The sequence below is a fragment of the Campylobacter sp. RM12637 genome (genome assembly GCF_020137645.1).
Classification (GTDB): Bacteria; Campylobacterota; Campylobacteria; order Campylobacterales; family Campylobacteraceae; genus Campylobacter_E.
Genome location: NZ_JACGAV010000016.1, coordinates 1 through 21504, shown reverse-complemented (window position 1 = coordinate 21504; position 21504 = coordinate 1). Strand labels below are relative to the sequence as shown.

Annotated in this window: 13 protein-coding genes and 2 pseudogenes; 12 read left to right on the top strand and 3 right to left on the bottom strand. The window is 27.0% G+C overall.

Annotated features, from left to right (window positions below):
* Positions 1–3: 3 nt before the first annotated feature.
* Positions 4–549 carry a gamma carbonic anhydrase family protein gene (locus tag AVBRAN12637_RS07815; protein WP_214120339.1) on the bottom strand — a complete coding sequence of 182 codons (546 nt, stop codon included), beginning with the start codon at positions 547–549 and terminating at the stop codon, positions 4–6.
* A 51-nt stretch (positions 550–600) separates the two neighbouring features.
* Between AVBRAN12637_RS07815 and AVBRAN12637_RS07810 the strand changes: the two genes are divergently transcribed.
* Complete coding sequence (locus AVBRAN12637_RS07810; protein ID WP_239803619.1) at positions 601–2469, top strand: DUF1561 family protein; 1869 nt, start codon at positions 601–603, stop codon at positions 2467–2469.
* Between the two features lies 1 nt (position 2470).
* On the opposite strand, the gene AVBRAN12637_RS07805 is transcribed toward AVBRAN12637_RS07810, so the two are convergent.
* Both AVBRAN12637_RS07805 and secA read right to left on the bottom strand, forming a co-directional pair.
* Positions 2471–3232, bottom strand: coding sequence for a glycosyltransferase family 25 protein (locus AVBRAN12637_RS07805; RefSeq protein ID WP_336615637.1), 762 nt, complete (start codon positions 3230–3232; stop codon positions 2471–2473).
* A complete protein-coding gene (secA, locus tag AVBRAN12637_RS07800) occupies positions 3229–5730 on the bottom strand; it encodes a preprotein translocase subunit SecA (RefSeq protein ID WP_336615636.1) in 2502 nt (833 codons plus the stop codon). The genes AVBRAN12637_RS07805 and secA overlap by 4 nt, the downstream gene beginning before the upstream one ends.
* Before the next feature lie 81 nt (positions 5731–5811).
* Between secA and lolA the strand changes: the two genes are divergently transcribed.
* From lolA to AVBRAN12637_RS07750, 11 genes and pseudogenes are all read left to right on the top strand, one after another.
* Positions 5812–6342, top strand: a complete 531-nt coding sequence (gene lolA, locus AVBRAN12637_RS07795; RefSeq protein WP_214118404.1) for a LolA-like outer membrane lipoprotein chaperone — start codon at positions 5812–5814, stop codon at positions 6340–6342.
* A 4-nt stretch (positions 6343–6346) separates the two neighbouring features.
* Positions 6347–7378 carry a 3-dehydroquinate synthase gene (aroB, locus tag AVBRAN12637_RS07790; protein WP_214118405.1) on the top strand — a complete coding sequence of 344 codons (1032 nt, stop codon included), beginning with the start codon at positions 6347–6349 and terminating at the stop codon, positions 7376–7378.
* Positions 7375–8943, top strand: coding sequence for a mechanosensitive ion channel domain-containing protein (locus tag AVBRAN12637_RS07785; protein ID WP_336615635.1), 1569 nt, complete (start codon positions 7375–7377; stop codon positions 8941–8943). The genes aroB and AVBRAN12637_RS07785 overlap by 4 nt, the downstream gene beginning before the upstream one ends.
* Positions 8927–10174, top strand: coding sequence for a tRNA (N(6)-L-threonylcarbamoyladenosine(37)-C(2))-methylthiotransferase MtaB (gene mtaB / locus AVBRAN12637_RS07780; RefSeq protein WP_442862277.1), 1248 nt, complete (start codon positions 8927–8929; stop codon positions 10172–10174). Before AVBRAN12637_RS07785 ends, mtaB begins: the two co-directional genes overlap by 17 nt.
* Positions 10149–11675 (top strand): AAA family ATPase, encoded by a 1527-nt coding sequence (locus AVBRAN12637_RS07775; protein ID WP_336615634.1) that lies wholly within the window; start codon positions 10149–10151, stop codon positions 11673–11675. The genes mtaB and AVBRAN12637_RS07775 overlap by 26 nt, the downstream gene beginning before the upstream one ends.
* 2 nt (positions 11676–11677) lie before the next feature.
* Positions 11678–12211 carry a molybdopterin adenylyltransferase gene (mog, locus tag AVBRAN12637_RS07770; protein WP_214118414.1) on the top strand — a complete coding sequence of 178 codons (534 nt, stop codon included), beginning with the start codon at positions 11678–11680 and terminating at the stop codon, positions 12209–12211.
* 85 nt (positions 12212–12296) lie between these two features.
* On the top strand, positions 12297–16196 hold the full coding sequence (locus tag AVBRAN12637_RS07765; protein WP_239803624.1) for a hypothetical protein: 3900 nt from the start codon (positions 12297–12299) through the stop codon (positions 16194–16196).
* A gap of 140 nt (positions 16197–16336) precedes the next feature.
* Positions 16337–17152: pseudogene (locus AVBRAN12637_RS09835) on the top strand (cache domain-containing protein); the annotation flags it as partial.
* Between the two features lie 363 nt (positions 17153–17515).
* A pseudogene (locus tag AVBRAN12637_RS09830) lies at positions 17516–18010 on the top strand (methyl-accepting chemotaxis protein); the annotation flags it as partial.
* Between the two features lie 37 nt (positions 18011–18047).
* Positions 18048–18359: a DMT family transporter gene (locus AVBRAN12637_RS07755; protein ID WP_214118419.1), complete on the top strand. Its 312-nt coding sequence runs from the start codon at positions 18048–18050 to the stop codon at positions 18357–18359.
* A gap of 207 nt (positions 18360–18566) precedes the next feature.
* The coding region (locus tag AVBRAN12637_RS07750) for a beta strand repeat-containing protein (RefSeq protein ID WP_336615633.1) at positions 18567–21504 on the top strand (2938 nt) is incomplete at its 3' end.

The window sequence follows — 21504 nt, the reverse complement described above, 5'->3', positions numbered from 1 at the left end:
ATTTTAAGAATTTTCCAGATATTTTTTGCTAACTTCTGCATATTCTAAAGCTTGGTTTTTAATAGCTTTTATTTCTTCATTGCTTAATTCTCTAACAACTTTTGCAGGACTTCCTTGAATTAATGAATTTGGTGGAAAAACTTTATTTTTAGTTACTAATGAATTTGCACCTATTATTGAGTTTTCATTAATAACCGCCCCATCCATAATCACACTTCCCATTCCTACTAATACATTGGAATTTATCGTGCAAGCGTGGATTATAGAGTTATGCCCTATAGTTACATAATCTTTTATTATACAAGGTGTTTTAGGGCTAATCTCAACTCCTAGTTCATCATATAAAGCTCTTGCTACATGAATTGTAGAATTATCTTGGATATTTGTGTATTTTCCTATTTTTATATTAGCTACATCTGCACGAATAACTGCATTAAACCATATTGATGAATATTCATCAATTGTAGTATCTCCAATGATTTTAGCTCCATTTGCTACAAAAACTGATTTATTTAAATTAGGATAAAAACTATCGTATTTAACTAACATTTGCTTTCCTTAATAATAATTTTTATTATATGATATAAAAAAGGAGAAAATATGAAGAAAATATTAGTTGTATTTTTATTAAATATAATACTTTTTGCTGATTCTATTACTCAACATAAGGCTGATAAAATTCAAGATTCAAGACTATTTGTTCAATCACACGATGGAAAATTATTTTGTCTTAGCCCTAAGTTAGCTGATGGAAGATTGCTAGTAGGTATGCAAGATTGTAAGAACTCAAGTATCACAAGATATGATGTATATAAAAGACTTGCTTTTAGATATAATGATAGCTGGGTTTGTGCGTCGCTTGGGGATAGAATGAAAAATGGCAAGATGGGGAGTGATTATGTAGAACTTCGCCCTTGTGTATTAAACGATAAATCTCAATGGTTTGATATTAATAATGATGCTTTTAGCTTAAAAGCATTTTCAAATATGAAAATTACAGAAAAAAACTTTTTATTAGTGGCTACTAAAAATAATTTTGGTAATAAAATAAAAATTTTTGAAGGCGTTATGAAAGAATGGCTTGAAGCTATTGCACCACCTGTAAATTATGCTTTAAAAACACCAATATATTTTTATGTAGAAAATAGAACAAGTGGAGTTAGAACTAAGTATTATTTGGGTAAAAATAATGCAAATAAAAATAATCCAACTAATTTTTATTATGATTTTAGTTCAGGTAAAATTGCTTTATATAACAATGGTAATTTTGAATGTTTAAAGACCAATTTATCTAATTTAAATGCTAGTTATTTAAGATTTGAGAAATGTAATTTTGAAGATAGAGAGAATGATTTTTATTGGAATTTAAATCTATTTGATGGTTCTTTTATAGTGGATAATAAAAATAATATTTTAGAAGTTGCAAGGGGCAGTGATTTAGGAAGATTATTTGTTGTTACAAAAGATTATTATAAAATTAATCTTGCGGGAAGTTCTTTAAAGAATACTCAATTTTTCTTTGATAGTAGTGTGTATGATTTATGGAATTTTAATTATAGAAATGCGGGATTTAATTCGCACAAATGTGGAAATGAAAGAAGAGTAAAAAGAGATTTAAATTTCTTTAACTTAGCTAATTTTAATGTTTTAGATGATAATTGGATAAGAAGACTTTATGCGATAACAAGAACAAGTGATAGTAGTAATGATGCTAGTGGAATTTGTGGAATTTGTATGCTACAAACTTTTGAAATAGTATCTTTATTAACTCAAGTATATCCATATAATCCTGAACTAGAAAATAATAATCAGGGTTATTTATTTGATTATAGCGAGCATAGAAGTCCTTTTGTGTCTTTTCAAAGAAGAAATCCAGCATTATATAATCTAATGCAAGGAGCTTTTAACTTTTGGGGAAATGAGTTGGTATTCGGAGAGCCAATTTATCATAGAGGAGTTAGGGCGATTTGGGCTTTAACTAGAAATATATTGCCAAGATTTGATTGGAGTTTAAGTTCAGTTTATACTGGAGATGATATTGGTAGAGAATTAATAAGACTTACCCGCTCTCCTGCTGGTTCTTTATATATAGCTTTAGTAAGCCTTAGTAATGGTAGAGCTCACGCTATTCCTATAGTTATTACAAATCACGGGGTTGTGGTAATTCCAACAAATAATGAAAATATAAGCGAAGAAGAATATTTAGAATTAGTAAGACCTGCTAATAATTTAAGAAGCTTAGAGCTTTCTGTTACGGCAAATGGAAGATATCAAATAGAGGCATTAGCTTTAATTGGTTTAGTTGGAAATAGAGATAATGTATTAGGAGAATACTTAAATCAGTTTGATTGCACTGGAGATGGTAGTTTTAGAAGGGGTAATGGTAATTTCTTAAATCCAAATAATGCAAACACTTGCAATAATGGAAGATGTGAATTAATGGAAATTGATTTTATGTTTAGCAATTAAGCTAAACATAATCTCTTGGCTTTTTTAAAGACGGGATAAAAAATTGTATTTTATTTTTCAATAATTTAAAATATTTACTAATTTTTGAGCGTTTTTTATTAATTGGATTTACTTGTGTAGAACTTGTTTCTGCTAAATCTGGATTAATTAATGTAGGATACAAAGCATATAAATTTGTATGTCTATCATTATTTGTATACCAATCTGCTGGAATATATATTTTATTCATTAAGTTTAATAGTTTTTTTGCACCTTTTTTGGTAATATAATAACCATGGGTTCCATTACCACCACCAACAATTCTTTTAATATTCCATTTTTTTATCTGAATATTAAAATATTTATAAAAAGGACTATTTATCATAAAACCATCATCGTAATACATTTGCTTATAATGACCTAATAATAAAAGTTCTAAATCTTTAGGAAATTCATTTTTATATTGTAAAAATTCTAATAAATTCTCATCAAATATTGCATCATCTTCTAAAATAATTGCGTCTTCTAGATTTTGTTCTATAATTTTTTGATAACATAATCTATGGCTCATAGCGCAGCCTATTTCTCCAAGGCTTAAAGTTCTTTTGAATAATTTTAATTGTTCTTCTTTAGGATAGGTGTTTTGTTTTATTTCATCTTCACTCAACGCTTTGCCATATACAGCTTTAATTATTTCATAATTAAGCCCTAAGCTTTCGCAAAGGGCTGTTATTTTTTGTCTTTTTTCTATATCTTGCTCAAGATTAATTATAAAGAATTTCAAGCAAATACGCCTTTTTGTGGCCCACTTTTGCCACAACAATCTTTATATTTCTTACCACTACCACAAGCACAAGGTTCATTTCTTGATTGCTTTTTGATAGGTTTTTCAATTTCTTGAATTTCTTCATTAGTTTCAGGCATTCTTAGTTGAATTATTAGTAATACTTTTATACTTTCACTTTTAATTCTTTCAACTAGCTCCATAAATAAATTATAACTTTCTCTTTTATATTCTACTAATGGGTCTTTTTGATTATATCCACGAAGACCAATACCTGTTTTTAAAATATCCATTTGATATAAATGCTCTCTCCAAGCACCATCTAAAACTTGTAGATATAATAATTTTTCAATTCTTTCCTTTTCACTATCAGGAACTATGCTAAATTTAACTTTTAACATAGTAGTTATTGCATCAATAATAACACTTCTGCTTTCTTCTGTGTTTAAAGTTTTTAATAATTCTAAATCTAGCTCCAAATTAATTTCATTTTTGAATAATTCTACTAAATTTTCAGCACTTAAATCATTTAAATTATGAATTAAATAATCCACATATTCAGCTATATTTTGCTCAACTTTTGTCTCAATATCATAATTTGTATCTAGCAATTCATTTCTATATTTATATATAGTTTTTCTTTGTTCGTTTGCTACATCATCATATTCAAGTATATGTTTTCTACTTTCAAAATGAAGATTTTCTACCTTTTTTTGAGCACTTGCTACTGCACGAGTTACAAGTGAGCTTTCTATGCTTTCACCTTCAGCGATTTTTAATCTAGTAAAAATTGCTTTTAGCTTATCTCCACCAAAAATTCTTAATAAATTATCTTCAAGACTTAAATAAAATCTACTAACACCAGGATCACCTTGTCTTCCGGCACGACCACGCAATTGATTATCAATTCTACGGCTTTCGTGTCTTTCAGTTCCTATTATATATAAGCCACCTAATTCTCTAATTTCATCAGTAATTTTTATATCAACACCACGACCAGCCATATTAGTTGCAATAGTAACTGCTCCTTTTTTACCTGCATCTTTGATTATTTCAGCTTCGTGAGCGTGATTTTTAGCATTTAATACATTGTGAGCTATTTTTGCCTTTTTCAAATACTCATGTAAAAGCTCGCTTTTTTCAATACTTGCAGTTCCAACTAATACAGGTTGTCCTTTTGCGTTAGCTTTTTTTATTTCATCAACTACGGCTTTAAATTTCTCATCTTGAGTTTTATAAATTAAATCATCTAAATCTTTTCTAATTACAGGCACATTAGTCGGGATTGTAATTACATCAAGGTTGTATATTTGAGAAAACTCAGTTGCTTCAGTTTGGGCTGTTCCTGTCATACCAGCAAGTTTTTCATACATTCTAAAGTAATTTTGGTAGGTAATATCTGCTAAAGTTTGACTTTCTTCTTGGATTTTAACTCCTTCTTTAGCTTCAAGTGCTTGATGTAAGCCTTCGCTAAAGCGTCTTCCTTCGCTAATACGACCTGTGAATTCATCTACAATCATTACTTCGCCATCTTTAACAACATAATGAGTATCTTTTAAAAATAAATTATTAGCCTTTAAAGCTTGGTCTAATTGATGAGCTAAAATAGCATTATCAAGACTATATAAATTATCAACTCCAAATAGTTTTTCTGCTTTTGAAATTCCTTGCTCTGTAATTAAAATAGTTCTATTTTTCTCATCTGCTATAAAATCTCCACTAGGTTTTTCTTTAGGATCATCTGGTGCAACTCCTCGAACCATTTGTTTAGCTACTTCATTAGCTCTTATATAACCATCTAATGTTCTATTGGTTGGCCCTGAAATTATTAATGGAGTTCTAGCTTCATCTATTAAAATACTATCAACTTCATCAACGATTACAAAATAATGTCCCCTTTGAACTTTATCTTCAGCATCAAAGCACATATTATCTCTTAAATAATCAAAACCAAATTCACTATTAGTTCCATAAACAATATCACACGCATAAACAGCTTTTCTATTTCTATGGTCGTTTCCTACTAAAATACCAACACTAAAACCAAGAAAATTATATATAGCACTCATCTCATTAGCATCTCTTGCTGCTAGATAATCATTTGTTGTTACTACATGAACGCCTTTTTTTGTCATTGCGTTTAATACTACAGGCAAGGTCGCTACTAAAGTTTTTCCTTCTCCTGTTTTCATTTCTGCTATGCTTTTATCATTTAAAACCATACCACCTATTAATTGCACATCATAATGTCTCATTCCAAGCGTTCTTTTGCTAACTTCTCTTACTATTGCAAATACATCTTCTAAAACTAAATCTAAATTATTATTGTCTTCAAGCACTTTATTTTGTAGGTTTTGAAATTCGCTTTTAATTTCTTCATTATTTAATTTTTGATATTTTTCTTCTAAAGAATTTATTTTTAATACTCTTTTTTTGTAGGCTTTAAGAAGTCTATCATTACGAGTTCCAAATATACATTTTGCTATATTTTTAAACATTTAAATTTACCTCTTGGTTTTGATTTTTGAATATAATTATATTTGTTAAAATAAATAAAAGGATATTTAAAAGGTATTTAAATGATTATTAAAAAAATCTTTTTGCTTTGTATTTGTGGAATTTTTGCTTTTGCATTTAAAATTGATAATATAAATTACAATAGTTTTGAAGCTGATTTTATTCAAAAAGTAGTTGATTTGAGTAATAAAACTTTAATATATGAAGGTAAATTTTATTATCAAAATGAAAAAAGTTTATGGCAATACTTAAACCCTGATGAAAAAAAAGTTTATATTACTAAAAATGAAGTTGTAATAATTGATGATGACTTAGAACAAGTAATTATTAGTAAAGAACAAATTGATTTAGCAAATATTTTAAAAAATGTTTCTTTATATGAAAAAAAAGAAGATTTTGTAATCTATAAAGCTAAGTATGATAATATAATTTATTATGTAAAAGTGCTTAATAATCTTTTAACAAATATAAGTTATAAAGATGAATTAGATAATCAAGTAAGCATAGATTTTATAAATTCAAAAATTAATTTAAAAATAAATGATGATATTTTTAAATATAGTATTCCAAAAAATTATGATGTAATAAGGTGAGGTTATGGTAATAGATATTGATTTAAAAGATAAAGCATATAAAGTTTATATAGATGAAGAATTAAAAATAAATAAAGATTATGTAATTTTAACTAATACAACTTTAGAAAAATTATATTTAAATGATGTTTTACAAAAAATAGGAAAACAACCAAAAGCGATAATAGTTATACCAGATGGAGAAGAATACAAAAATCAAGAAAGCGTTAATTATATTTTAGAAGAACTATTTAAGGCTGAAATTAGTAGAAGTGATTTGCTAATTAATCTTGGCGGTGGGGTAATTAGCGATATTGGTGGTTTTGTAGCTAGTATTTATAAGCGTGGAATAAAACATATAAATATAGCTACAACCTTACTTGCTAGTGTTGATGCAGCAGTAGGTGGTAAAACAGGTATAAACAATGCTTATGGCAAAAATCTAATAGGCACATTCAAGCAACCTAGTGCTGTTTATATTTTCACAAATTATTTTAAGACTTTAAAAAAGGCTGAATTAAGTGCTGCTATGGCTGAAGTTATTAAAATGGCTGTTTGTTTTGATTTGGATTTTTATAATAAATTAAGCAAATTAAGTTTTGATGATATTTTTGATAATATTTTAGAATTTGTAGAAAAATCAATAAAAATTAAAGCAAATGTAGTAATAAATGATGAGTTTGAAGATAATCTTAGAATGAAACTAAATTATGGTCATACTTTTGCTCATGTTATAGAAAATGAGACGAATTATAAAGGCTATTTACACGGAGAAGCTGTTGCTATTGGTATGGTTATGGCTAATAAATTGGCTTGTAATTTAGGTTTAATTTCAAAAGAATTTGAAATAAGTATTTTAAATACTTTAAAGAATTTTAATCTACCTACATTTTATAAAATCAATTCATCTTCTAAATTCTATGAAGGATTTTTCCAAGATAAAAAAACTCTAAGTGGAAAAATCAACTTTATTTTACCTAGCAAAGAAGATTTAAGTATTATTAAAAATGATATTTCAAAAGATGAGATATTAAAAGTTTTAAGGGAATTTGAATGAGATTTTTATTTGCTTTTTTTGTTTTTGTAACTTTTATTTATGCAAATAATGTAGATGATTTTACTAAAAGCCTTGAGAATGTTTATTCTGTAAAAGAAAAATTACATATTATAAATAATGAATTAAAAGACAATATCACTATAAAAAATTATAAAAATTATCAAGAATATTTAAGATTAAAAAATGAATTAAAAGAAGCAAATGAAAATTTATTAAAAGCTAAAAAAACTCAAAAAGAACAATTAGAAAATACCATAAAATCACTTGAAGATAAACTAAGTGTATTAAAAGATTATGAAAGCTACAGCGTAGTAAAATATTTAAATCTACCAAGTGAGCCTACTGAATATAAAAAGATTTCAAATATTTATTTAGTTATTGAAGGTTTATCAGAGCGTAAAGAATTAGCTAATGAGAAAAAAGAATATGAAATAAAATTAAAAGATTTTACTACATTAGTATCTAAAATAGATAAGAAAACAAAGCTTTTACAAGAATTATACGAGATTGAACCAAGTGAGAATTTAAGTCAAGAATTAGTATATTCTATAAAAGAATTAAGTGATTATAAAAGTGCTTTAGAAAATATCACAAATGCTTTTGAGATATTTAAAGTTAAGGCAAATAACACAATTAAGCTTATAAATAACGATATAAAAAAGCAATATGATAGTGCTATATTTTTTATAGCAATTATTATTTGTATATTTATTGCTAGGTATTTATTAGGTTTGATGCTTAGAAAATATGTTGATGATAAAGATAAAGTTTATACTTCTTTTAAGATTTTAAATATTTTTACTTTTATTATTGTTTCTATGTTTTCTATATTTTATTTTGTTGAAAATATAAGCTATTTAGTAAGCGTATTAGGATTTGCATCAGCTGGTCTTGCTATTGCTATGAAAGATATGTTTATGAGCTTACTTGGTTGGGCTACTTTACAATTTGGTGGTGGCTTTCATGTAGGTGATAGGGTAAAGGTTAGTAAAAATGGAGTTACTTATGTAGGAGATATTATTGATATTTCTTTACTTAAGATGACTATATACGAAGATGTTACATATACTACTTTTTTGACAAATCGTCGTGCTGGAAGAATTATTTACATACCAAATCACTATATTTTCACAGAATTAATATCAAATTATAATTATTCTTATATGAAAACCGTTTGGGATGGAATAGATATAGTAATAGATTTTTCAAGCAATCTTGAAAAGGCAAAACAAATAATTTTAGAATCAGCTAGTTCTCATACTCAAGCATTCAGCGATAGTGCAAAAAAAGCAATTCAAAAAATGAGAAACCATTATCAAATGAAAAATTCAGGAACAGACCCGAAACTATTCGTAATGCTAGAGCAATACGGGATTAAAATATCTATTTGGTATATGACAAATTCAAGAGAAGCTCTTAAAATGCGTTCAATAGTAAGTGAAGAAATTATTAAAAGATTAAAAGCAAGTGATGATATAAAATTAGCTTTCCCATCACAAACTATTTATATGGATAAAAGAAATAATCAGCCATTTTTAAAGGATAATAATGAAAATATATATTAAAACTTTTGGTTGTAGAACCAATATTTACGATAGCGAACTAATCAAAAGCTATATAAAAGATAATGAAATAATAAATGATGAATTACAAGCTGATATGATAGTAATCAATTCTTGCACGGTTACTAATCAAGCTGATTTAGGCTTAAAGCAATATATAAGACATATTAAAAATCATAATCCAAATACTAAATTCATCTTAACAGGTTGTGCTGCAGCAAGTATTGGTAAAAACTTATATGATAGCAAAATAGTTGATGGTGTAATGGGTGCGTCTTTAAAATCAAATATAAATAAGTTCATACTAAATCCAAAGGAATTTGATTTAGGAAATTTAAATTTCATAGATGAAAAAATAGTAAGCAATTACGAAAACCACACAAAAGCATTTGTTAAAATCCAAGAAGGCTGCGATTTTGCTTGTTCTTATTGTATTATTCCTAGTGTAAGGGGCGGGGCTAGAAGCCTAAAATTAGAGCAAATTATAAATCAGATAAAAACCTTAGCTAATAATGGTTATAAAGAAGTAGTTTTAACAGGCACAAATATAGGTAGTTACGGAAAAGATTTAAATCTATCTTTAGCAAAATTGCTTAAAGAAATTAGCAAAATAAATGGGATTAAAAGAGTTCGTTTAGGTAGCATTGAGCCGGTTCAAATTGATGATGAGTTTAAAGAATTATTAGACGAAGATTTTATTGAAAAACATCTTCACATAGCCTTACAACACACAAATGAAAAAATGCTAAAACTAATGCAAAGAAGAAATAAAGCTTATAAAGACTTAGAATTATTTGAATATTTAGCTAATAAAGGTTATGCCTTAGGCACTGATTATATAGTAGGTCATCCAGGTGAGAGCGATGAAATATGGGCTGATGCTATTAATAATTTTAAGAAATTCCCTATAACTCATCTTCACGCTTTTGTGTATTCTAAAAGAGACGGGACAAAAAGCGTAGAATTAGCAAAGACTTTAGGCGAAGTTGATAAAAATATCTCAAAGCAAAGATTAAATGAGATTAAAGAAATTACTAGATTAAAAAATTATGAATTTAGAAAAAATCAAAAAGATTTAATAGTATTAGTAGAGCAGTTTAAAGACGGCTATTATCAAGGATACGACCAATATTTTAATCTAATTAAAATCAAATCAGATAAAGACTTATTAAAAACTTGGATAAATATTAAAGATTACGAGGTAGAAATTGACAAAAATAAAGCCATTTACTAAAAATATCAAAATAATAATCGCTTGCATAATTCTTGCAATTATAGCTTTAGGAATATTTTCGCTAAGTAAAAAAGAGCAAAATATATCTTTAAACGAGTTTTCATCATTAGAATTAAAAAATATTTCAAATGCTTACATTTATGAAAATATGCTTTATTTTTCAATAAATGATAAAGATTATAAAATTCTAGCTGATGAAGAAATAATCAAAAAAATCTTAAAATTTAAAAGCGTAGAAAATAAAACAGAATTTGATTATTCAATAATTTTAGTTTTTATTATGATAATAATTTTTATTTATTATCTAATATATTTAAGAAATCTTAGCACAAAACAAGGTATATCAAATCATCCAATTAATAATGTCTTAAAGCCTGAATTTAGATTTGTTATCAAAACAGATAGTAATTTTAATGATGTTATAGGTCAGTTTAAAGCCAAGGAAGAATTAAGAAAATTAAGCTCTATTTTTAAAACCAACAATCCTTGCTTAATAAAAGGAGTTTTATTAACAGGTGCTAGTGGAGTAGGTAAGACTATGTTAGCAAGAGCTTTAGCAAATGAGTGTGGAGTTAATTTTTTATACCAAAGCGCAAGTAGTTTTAATGAAATTTTTGTAGGTCTTGGAGCAAAAAGGGTTAGAGAATTGTTTGCAAATGCTAAAAAATTAGCACCTTGCATAGTGTTTATTGATGAAATTGACGCACTTGGAAAGCAGCGTGGCAATGCTTTAGCAAACGATAGTGAAAATACACTTAATGAATTGCTAACTCAAATAGACGGCTTTGCAGAGCTTAAAAATGTCTTAGTAATTGCTGCTACAAATAGAGCTGATGTTTTAGATACGGCTTTACTTAGAAGATTTGATAAAAAAATTCATTTTACCTTACCAAATTATAGCGACAGAATAGAGTTCTTTAAACAACTTGTTAAAAAAGATTTAATAAGTTCTGATTTTAATTTAGATTATTTAGCTTATATTTCAAAAGGTTTTAGTGGAGCTTCTTTTAAAAGCTTAGAAAATGAATTGTTACTAAGAGATAGATTAAGCGAAAGAGAAATAATAAATGAAATTTTAGTGATAAAACACGGCATTAGCGAAGATTTAGAATTAAGCGAAAACGAGCAATATATTCAAGCTATTTATCAAGCAGGTAAAATCACTATGGCAAAGATTTGTGATGCGAATTTAATTTATGCTAATTTATTTACATTTGAGTATTTTTATCCAAACGAGCATATAAAATCATTTTCAGAAATAAAAAACGAAATCAAAATTCTTTTATCAGGAATGTTAGCAAATGAATTATTTTTAGGCGAAAATTACAATAATTTTTCTAAAGATAGAGATAAAATACAAGAATTAAGCAAATTTTATGTGGAATTTGAAATATCATCTTTAGAAGAAGAATGTAAAGAATATTTAAAAGCTTATGAAGAAGAGATTAAAAATACAGCAAATGAATTGCTTTTAAATAAAGAAATATTTTTTAAAGGATAAAAATGGATATTATAAAAATAGGGATAATTACGAGTTCAGATAGAGCAAGTGCAGGAGTTTATGAAGATATTAGTGGAGCAGAGATTAGAAAAATTATGCAAGAATATTTATTAAATGAAATTGATTTTAAATACTCATTAATCCCTGATGAAGAAGAACTAATTACAAATGAGATTATTAAAATGGCTGATGAATTTGAATGCGATTTGGTATTTACCACAGGTGGAACAGGACCAGCTTTAAGAGATGTTACACCAGAAGCAACAAAAAAAGCAATCGAGCGTGAATTACCAGGCTTTGGAGAATTAATGCGTGCAAGCTCACTTAAGATTGTCCCAACAGCAATCCTAAGCCGTCAATTAGCAGGGACAAGGGGTAAAACTCTAATAATTAATCTTCCAGGTAAGCCAAAAGCAATTCGTGAATGTATAGAGCCTATTTTTCCTGCGATACCATATTGCCTAGACTTAATGAATGCAAGTTATATAAATGAGAGCGAAAATGCACCAAAGGTATTTAGACCTAAAAGTAAGTAAAAATATTCAAAAATGCACATAAGTGCAATAATTATTTAATAAAAAAAATTATAATTTAGAACTTTAATTTTTTAAGGAGAATAATATGAATAGGAAAATTGTGTTTTCATTAGTATTATTATCGGCTTTTTCTTATGCAAATGCAGAGAATAGAGTGGAATTACAAATAGGTATAGTGGATACTGATAATGCAAATCAGCATAGTAATCACTTAAATAAATGTATTAATTCTGTGCCTGGCAACAGAAGTGTTGATGGCTTAAACGATTGTGCTAAGCTAAGAAAGATGAACGATAAATTTTATGTTCAATGTTTTGCAAACCCAGATATAAGTGATGATACTTACAAAATTTTGTCTGAAAATTCGAGTTATTTCCATTTAATAAATATCTTAACTCAAAAAGGCGATGTTGTTAAAAACCCAGAAAAGGTTAGATATGAAGCATTAAGACAATGTGGAGTTAGCTATTTTGATGCTAGAATGTATTCAGCTTATAAAATGGCTGTTAAATATACACCTTATGAAGAAGCTACAAAATTTGTTAATAGCTATAGAGATAATGTTATTAAAAAGAAATTAAATGAAATTAAAAATACAGACAAAGAAGTATGTAAAAAAGTTTTTGAAGCAGAATTGAATTATATAAATAATTCTCAAAAAGGCTTAGATGATATTGATTACGACCCATATTATGCTGCAGTTGGTTTTAGAACACCTGAAGTTCAAAATTTTTCATCTAGTAAAACATTTTCAACTAATGTTAAGTTAAAATCAGATTTAGATGGTAATGATAAGAAAAAGTTTATAGAAGAATATTATAAAGAATTTCATGCAAATACAACAGGTAGAGTTATAGTTTCAAGTAGTCCAACTGTTATTAATAGTCAATATTTAGTGTATTTATTAGACCAAAATGAGTTTGCAGGTAGCAATGGTTGGGTATATAGAAACTTTTCAAATGTTGTTGGTGATAAAACAAATGCAGGTGATATTCAAGGAATGAAAGGTTGTTCTAGTTTATCAAATGTTAGTTTAACAACTTATAGTATTGCTTCTTGGGACGTTAATAAATTAATTTTTGTTAATGAAAATTATAATAACTCTGTAGTATTAGGTGTTTGTGATGTTTATAATAAATATTTAGAATTAAACAATAATCCTAATACTTTTGCTAAAGACAGAGCTTTAGAAGCTATAATTTTAAAGAATTCAAAAATTAAACCTTTTGATTATGGTGATTTGCTATCAGATTATAATGATAATAAAAATGGCAATCGTGTGAATGATTATGCCGGTGGTGTTAGTAAGTGCTATAATTATGATTTAGAGCATTATTCATCACAATATTCAAGAGCTAATTATTTTGATTATTTAAATCAAGAAGATTTTAGAAAAGATGATGCTAAAGAGATTGTAAGAAAAAATTATGTGTTTAGTATTCACAAAAATAACACTACTAGAAAAGGTATTGTTTTAGGAGATGATGATACTTATAATTTCAGTGTAAATGTTAGACCTTCATTTGTAACTAACAAACAATATAATTCTCAAGGAAAAGGGTCTGTTGTAACTACACAAGTATCAAATCTAGCTGTTAAATTTATCCCTGATGCTAATTATTATCAAATAACAAATGAAGCAAATCAAACTGATAAAAAAGATAGCAAACCTTTAAAAGTTACTAATTTAGATGATGTATATATTGCTTTAAATAATAGTAAAACTCCATTTAACGCTGAAGATAGAAAAGCAAATAATATTTCAGTTAAATATTATTTAACAAGTTTTGAATTAACAAAGCAAAGAATGGCAGATGCGAATGGTGCAGTAGATTCTAAAGAAGAAAAGATTTCGGTTAATTCTGAATATGAATTAGTTCAGAAAGAAAACATAACTGGTTTTGGACTAAAATTTACAAAAGATACGTTCAAAAAACTAGCTAAAATTGATGATAATGATTTATTAAAAGGTAATGTTTATAAATTCACATTTAAACCTTTAGAAATTGTAGAAGAAATTACCGAAACAAATAGAGAAGAAGTATGTCCATCAAGTGGTGCTTGCAAAATTCAAGAAAAAACAAGAAAATTTAGAAGACCAATGTTTCAAGCTTCAGGTGTTGATATTGTAAAAGGTGCTCCAAAGGGTAGTGTAGAAATTATCTTAGGTCATAGCGAAATGCCAAATGGTATTAATTTTGGAACAGCTTATAATAATATTGATGCTACTAAAATATTAGAAAATAATAAAATTGCTTCAAATACAAAGGTAGCTGATAAGATTTATACAAGAACAAGTAGTCAAGATATATATTTAGGCTTTACAAAACCAGATGTTAAAGTTCTTTATAAACAATACATTAAGTTTTATAATGGTTCTGATGAGTTAAATGCAGATATTTATAACGGAACTCAAAAACTTTCAAAATCAACTACAGAATGTAAAGGTTATTATCCAATTGATAACAAAATGGTTTTACATTTAAAAGATAAATTAGCTGTAAATCAAAATTATCAATTTAGATACGAAATTGCAGAATACGATAGCACTTTTGAAGAATGTTCAGTATTAGGCGATAGAAGTTCAAATACATTCTCAATTAGACCAGATAGCATTACTTATAAAGTAGGCACACTTGATACATTTGATAAAAAAGCAGGTAAAGAAGATAAAAAATATCCAAACAATAATGTAACTTTCACTGCGGATTTAAAAGATGATAGATTTGGAATTAGTGTTGCAGAATTAAAAGTAAGTGATTCAAAAGGTAGTGTTAAGAAATTCTATTTAGAAGATAAAAACTCAGTTCAATTAAATCAAGTTGGCTCAAAAGCTGCTAGTAGAACATTTGTTGATTTTAATAAAACAAATGGTAATTTTGATATAAAAACCGTGTTTCCTTTAGTAACAGACGCTCAAATAGCATTCTCTGAAAATAAATTTACTATAGGAGATTTAGAGCAAGATTTATGCGTAAATTCTAATGTTGCTGTAGATATTACTAATGCTAATAAGATTAATTCAGATGGTAAAATTAACTGCCAAACTCCAGGTAATGAACTTACTGTTAATTTTATAGCAGATGAGACACTAGGCTTACAAATTGATAATACGAATATGGCTATTAGACCTTATTTAACAAATACAAGCTTTACTAATTATGTTCCATTTAGTGATAATGACTCTGAAAGATTGGCATTACCATTGCAAGTAGCTAATAAAAATACTAATAATTATTTTTATAAAAAATTTGCTAATGATGACGCAACTATTAATATTAATTTAGGGTATGACCCAACACCAAATGTAAATAAAGTAATTATTAAAGCTGATTCAGAAACTTTAGGCGTAACAGCTACAAGTGGAACAAAAGGTGGATTTAAGGTAACTGGATTAAATAGTGGATTTGACAATGCTTTAAGTTTAATTGACCCAAGTGCTAAACTAAGCACCTATGATGATAGCAAGTTTAGTGCAAAAGAATTTGGTAAAATTTTAGTTAAAATTGGTTATCCAAAATACGATGGCACTAAGCCTAATTTAGACCCTAAATTCTTAATAAAATCTGCAGAAGCAGAAATTAAGTTTAATGGTGGCGGTAGTTTAAATGTAAGTAATTTATTAACAAATCCTTATGAGTTTGCTTTCACAGGTTTATTCTTTAAAGATTTAAATAAAAACACAGGAACAACTCGCAAAATTAGTGAAACTGACGCTTGGGTATTTAAATACGATAATAATAAATTTGTAAAAATGGATTCTAAGAATTTAAGTAATTATTCAAAAGTATATAATGATGCTAAAGGTGGATTTAGCTTTATTTCTGATTATTCTAAAAAAGAAATACCTGGAGATACTTACGAAGTTCCAACTAATTTAGAAAACAACCAATATATAAAAGATACTTTAAGATTTAGAGTAAAAGATAAAGCATTTAGCTATCTTGATTCTGACGCTACATTTACAATTGAATTTGTAAAATAATTATCTAGCCCTTAGTTTATCTAAGGGCTTTTATTTTTAACATATATTTCTTATTAATTTATTTACTATTTTTTAACATTATTTTAACTTAGCATAAATAGAATTAGCGATTTTAATTATTAAAATATTAAAGGAGCTATATGAAATTATCTTACAAAATTACTTTATTTGCTTTTGTTTCATTACTGATTATTAATTTAAGTGCTATTTTAGTAGCTAGTAAAGGTATGAATGAATTAGACAATATCGCTCAAGAAGCTCTTGATAATATGAGTGTTGATGATGCGAAAAAAACAGCAGTTAGTATTACTAGCTTAATTACTTCAATGTCTAAAAAAATTCATTCAACAAGTGAAAATCAAGAAAGTTATAATAAAAATATTCTTACATTTTTAAGTGAATTAGACTTAAAAAATCGCTCTGTTAATTTATTTGTAATTAATAAAAAAGGCGAATATGTAATGCACTATCTAAAAGATAGAATTGGCGAAAATGCTTATAATAAAAAAGATTCTAATGGTAAATTATACATACAAGAAATAATTCAAACAGCAAATAATGGTGGTGGATTTGTAACAACCCATATGAAAGCTGATAAGACAAGACCAGAAAGAGATGTGGTGTATTATGTAGAAAAAGATAGTTTCAATGATTATGTATATATAAGCGTAATTTACTTAGTAGAAGCTAAAGAAGAAATAGCAGAAATTAGTGCAAAAGTATTAGATAAGAAAAATGAAGTTGTTTTAAACTATTCTGTATTTGCAGTTATTTTATGTATTATTATTCTTGCTTTATGGCTGATTGTTATTAGAATTTGGATTAGCAAACCATTAAATGAACTAACCCAAAAAGCTTATGATTTATCTAAAGGAGATGGGGATTTAACTAAACTTTTAGAAATAAAAGGCAAAGATGAAATAGCAAGTGCTAGTAAGGCTATAAATGATTTTATAGGCAAGATTAGAATTTTAATTAACGAAGTAAAACAAATATCTTATGAAAACAAAACAATAGCAGCCGAGCTTAGTAGTGTTAGTATGCAAACAGGAAAAAGAAGTGAAGAAAGCTTTAATATAGTTGAAAATGTTGTTGAAGAAGGTAAATCAACTAAGGATAGTTTATCATCAGGTATAAATAGTGCTAATGATAGTAAAAATGAACTAAGAGGTAGCACAACTAGTATTCACGAGACCATTAATGCTATTAATTCATTAACTAATCAAATAAATCATAGTGCTGATATAGAAAGTGCTTTAGCTAGTAAGATTGAGCAATTAAGCCGTGATGCTGATAATGTTAAATCTATTTTAGAAATAATTAATGATGTAGCAGACCAGACTAACTTACTTGCATTAAATGCTGCAATTGAAGCAGCAAGAGCAGGAGAGCATGGTAGAGGATTTGCCGTAGTAGCTGATGAAGTAAGAAGTTTAGCTGAGAGAACTCAAAAAAGCCTTAGTGAAATAAATGCAACAATAAGCGTTATAGTTCAAGGTATTAAAGATGCAAGCGAGCAAATGAGTGATAACTCTAAGCAAATTGGCAATCTAACAAATGTTGCAAATGGTAGTGAAGAGCTAATTAAAAATATGGAACAAAAATTAAAAGAAGCAATAATTAGTAGTGATAAGACCGTGGATAATTATATTAACGCTAGCAAACAAATTGAAGATATTTTAAATGAAGTTTCGCAAATTGCAAAAATTACTAATGAAAACGCAAGAAGTGTAGAAGAAATAGCAAAAGCTGCAAGTCAATTAACTAATATCAGCGAAGAATTAGATAAAAAATTAAGCGAATTTAAATCATAATATATTCTTGCTAAGATTTTGTATTTAAGGAGTTTTAATGTCTTGGATATACTTAATCTTAGCAGGTGCTTTTGAGATTGGTTGGCCTATTGGCTTTAAATTAGCTAGTAATGGCTCAAAAATATGGATAGTGTTTTCTATAGTATCAATGGGGCTTAGCGGGTTATTTTTGTATTTAGCGCAAAAAAATATTCCTATCAGCACAGCTTATATTGTATGGACTGGTATTGGTGGGTTAGGAACGGCTTTGATTGGGATTATGGTTTTTAATGATAGTATTAGCTTTTTAAAACTTATGTTTTTAAGTCTTATATTAATAGGGTTAGTTGGAATTAAAATTGTAAGTTGATATTAAAAAAGATATATTTTAATAATTTGTTTATTTTATTAAATCTTATAAATATTTATATAACTTAGAATATATTTATATAAAATATTTAAAAATATTTTTAATTTTATAAATACCCCCCCCCCATTTTGTTAGTAATTGATTAACCTTTATATATTGATTTTTAACTATAATAAAGCATTTTTCATTTATTTTTTAGGGGAGAAAATGAATAGAACTATAAAATTATCTTTAATAACTTTTATATTAGTGGGGGGGGGTAATTTAGCTCTTGCTGATGTAGTAACAAATGCTACCAATAGTGGATTAATTAGTCCATTAGCTAATAATCAAGTAACTATTAGCAAGGGTAATATAGTTAGTAATACATACACAAGTCCTACTGATATTACTTTTAATAGCACTTCAACAGGTAGTGTTATAAATTTAGGAAATAATAATGAGACCCATATAATTAATAATGTTAATATAAATGTTATTCATACTGATGGTAGGATTTGGGTTAGGGGTGATGCTACTTTAAATAATATGAATATATCTAAGGTAAGTAATTCAAGTCATGGCTTTATTGTTGATAATAATGCGAATGTAAAAATGGTAGGTGGAAGTTTAAAAAATATTGCTATAAATCTAGGTAGTTCAACTACTGCTCGTAATGGTAATGTTATTTTAGATGGAGTTATTATTGATAATATAAAATATGGTTACAATACTCAAAAAGACGCTAATTTTTCAATATTAAACTCAACTATAAATAATGGTGATTTTAATTATAAAACTACTTTTGATAACTCACAAGTTAATGGCAATATTAGTGGTGAGCTTAATTTTACAAACAAATCAAAAATTAATGCAACTATTAGCAGTGGTAATATTACTTTAGATAATTCAGAAATAAGTGGAAGTATAAACGCAGGTAATCTAACTGCTAATAATAATTCTAAAATTAATGCAACTATTACTCTTAATAATGGTAATCTTACTTTAGATAATTCAGAAATAAGTGGAAGTATAACTGCAAGTAATTTAACTGCTACAAACGGCTCAATTATAAATAGTAACTCTACTATTAGTGGAACTACAGATATTAAAAATAGCACTATAAAAGCTGATATTACGAGCAGTACTTTAAAAATTGTAAATTCAACTGCTAGCGGAACTACTGATAGTAAAATCAATTTAAATACAAGTGGTTTAATTACTACTTCAGGTAATGTTACGCTAAATAATATTGCTGTTAGTAGAACCAATCCGGTTATAGGCAATACGGCACATCATATAACTTTAGGTAATAATTCAAATGACCACAATGTAAATCTTACTATAAACAATAGTAATTTTACTAATACAGCTATTAATCGTTATTCAAAAGATATAAACAATTCAATCTTAACTATAAACAAAAGCACTTTAACTGATGTTAATTTTGGAAATACAGATGCAGGGCTTGATATTGTAAATATTACTGATAGTACGATAAATAATACCACTTCAGGTGTAGGTATTGATAAAGGGAATTTTAATATCACAAATTCAAACATAACTAGCACTATAACAGGTGGGACATTGGATTTTGAAAAATCAGATTTTAGTGGAGTTGTTAAAGGTGGTACTTTAAATTTTAAAAATTCTACAATAACAAATAGCGAATTTATAGGTGGTACTTTAAATTTTAAAAATTCTACAATAACAAATAGCGAATTTATAGGTGGAAAAATTTATTTTGATGGTTTAAGTAGTGTCAGCGGAACCTTAAAGGGTGCTAATATTTATTTAAATGATGAAAATAAAAAAGTATTATCTGATATTATTTACGAAAAAGGTTTGGTTATTGCCGAACAATCTTTAAAATTCGATGGTAAAGAAGATTTCAAAGATAAAGAATATAATTTTGGTTTCTTTGTAGAGAATGATGTAACATTGGATATTAATAATCTCAAAATGTCAAATAATAGTATTAATGCTTGGAGAAAGAATTCGGCAGATTCTTTAGTAAACAATAAAGTAAATATATCAAATTCAAGTTTAAAAGAAGTAGGAATAGGTATACATAATAATTCATCACTTATTAAGTATATGACTGACTATCTTAGCTTTACAAAAACTACAATTACAAACAATAATGCAAATAATATGATATATGCAAAAGTTATAGATATTAAAGATAGTAATATTACTGCTCCTATGATTACCACTTTAAATCAAGAATATTTAAATTCTACAAGTAATGCTATATATTATAAAATTAATAAAATAGGCACTTTTTTAAATATTGATAATTCAATTATTAATAGTTCAGTAGAAACAGGCGAACTTCATCTTAAAAACAATTCAGTTTTAAATGGAAATATTCAAGGAACTCAAAAAGTTTATATAGATAATTCTACTCTTAATGGAAATATTACAAAAGACAATAGAAATACTTGTTTTGAACACGAAGGTTGTAGTAAAGAAGTAGAAGATGTAATCATCACAAACTCAACTATAAAAGGTGATATAAACGAAGTAGGTAATGTAAGCTTAACTAATACTAACCTAGAAGCTTCAAATGTAATAGTAAAAAATGATATTATTATAGACAACTCAACTAGCACAGAAGCAAAAACCATCACAGGAAATTTCCAAGTAGGCAATGACTTTAAATCAAGTAATACAATCTTTAGTGGAGATATAACTGCAAATAATTTATTAAGCGATAATAAAAGCACTTTTCAAGGTAATGTTAGTGCTGATAGCATAAATGCAGTTGGTTCTACATTTGAACAAACTCTAACTATTACAGGCGATAGTAAAAACAATGTCTTAGATAAAGCTACATTAGAGCAAGGCATAATAATTGATAGTAAAGATGCAAAAGTAAGTGTAATAAACGGCTCAGAAATCAAAGGAGAAATAAAAAACGAAGGCTTTATAAATGTAGAAAAAGGCTCAACAGTATCAGAAAAAGTAACAGGTAATGGTATTTTAAAAACCGATGGAGCTTTTTATGAAGATAATGTAAGTATAGGCAAGATTGAAGGAGAGAACAATACTTTTAAAGGCGATGTAACAGTTACTAATGCAGTAGATGTTTATGCTGATAATAATACATTTCATAAAAACTTAGAAGTTACAAACGGCAAACTAATAGCTACTACTAAGAATG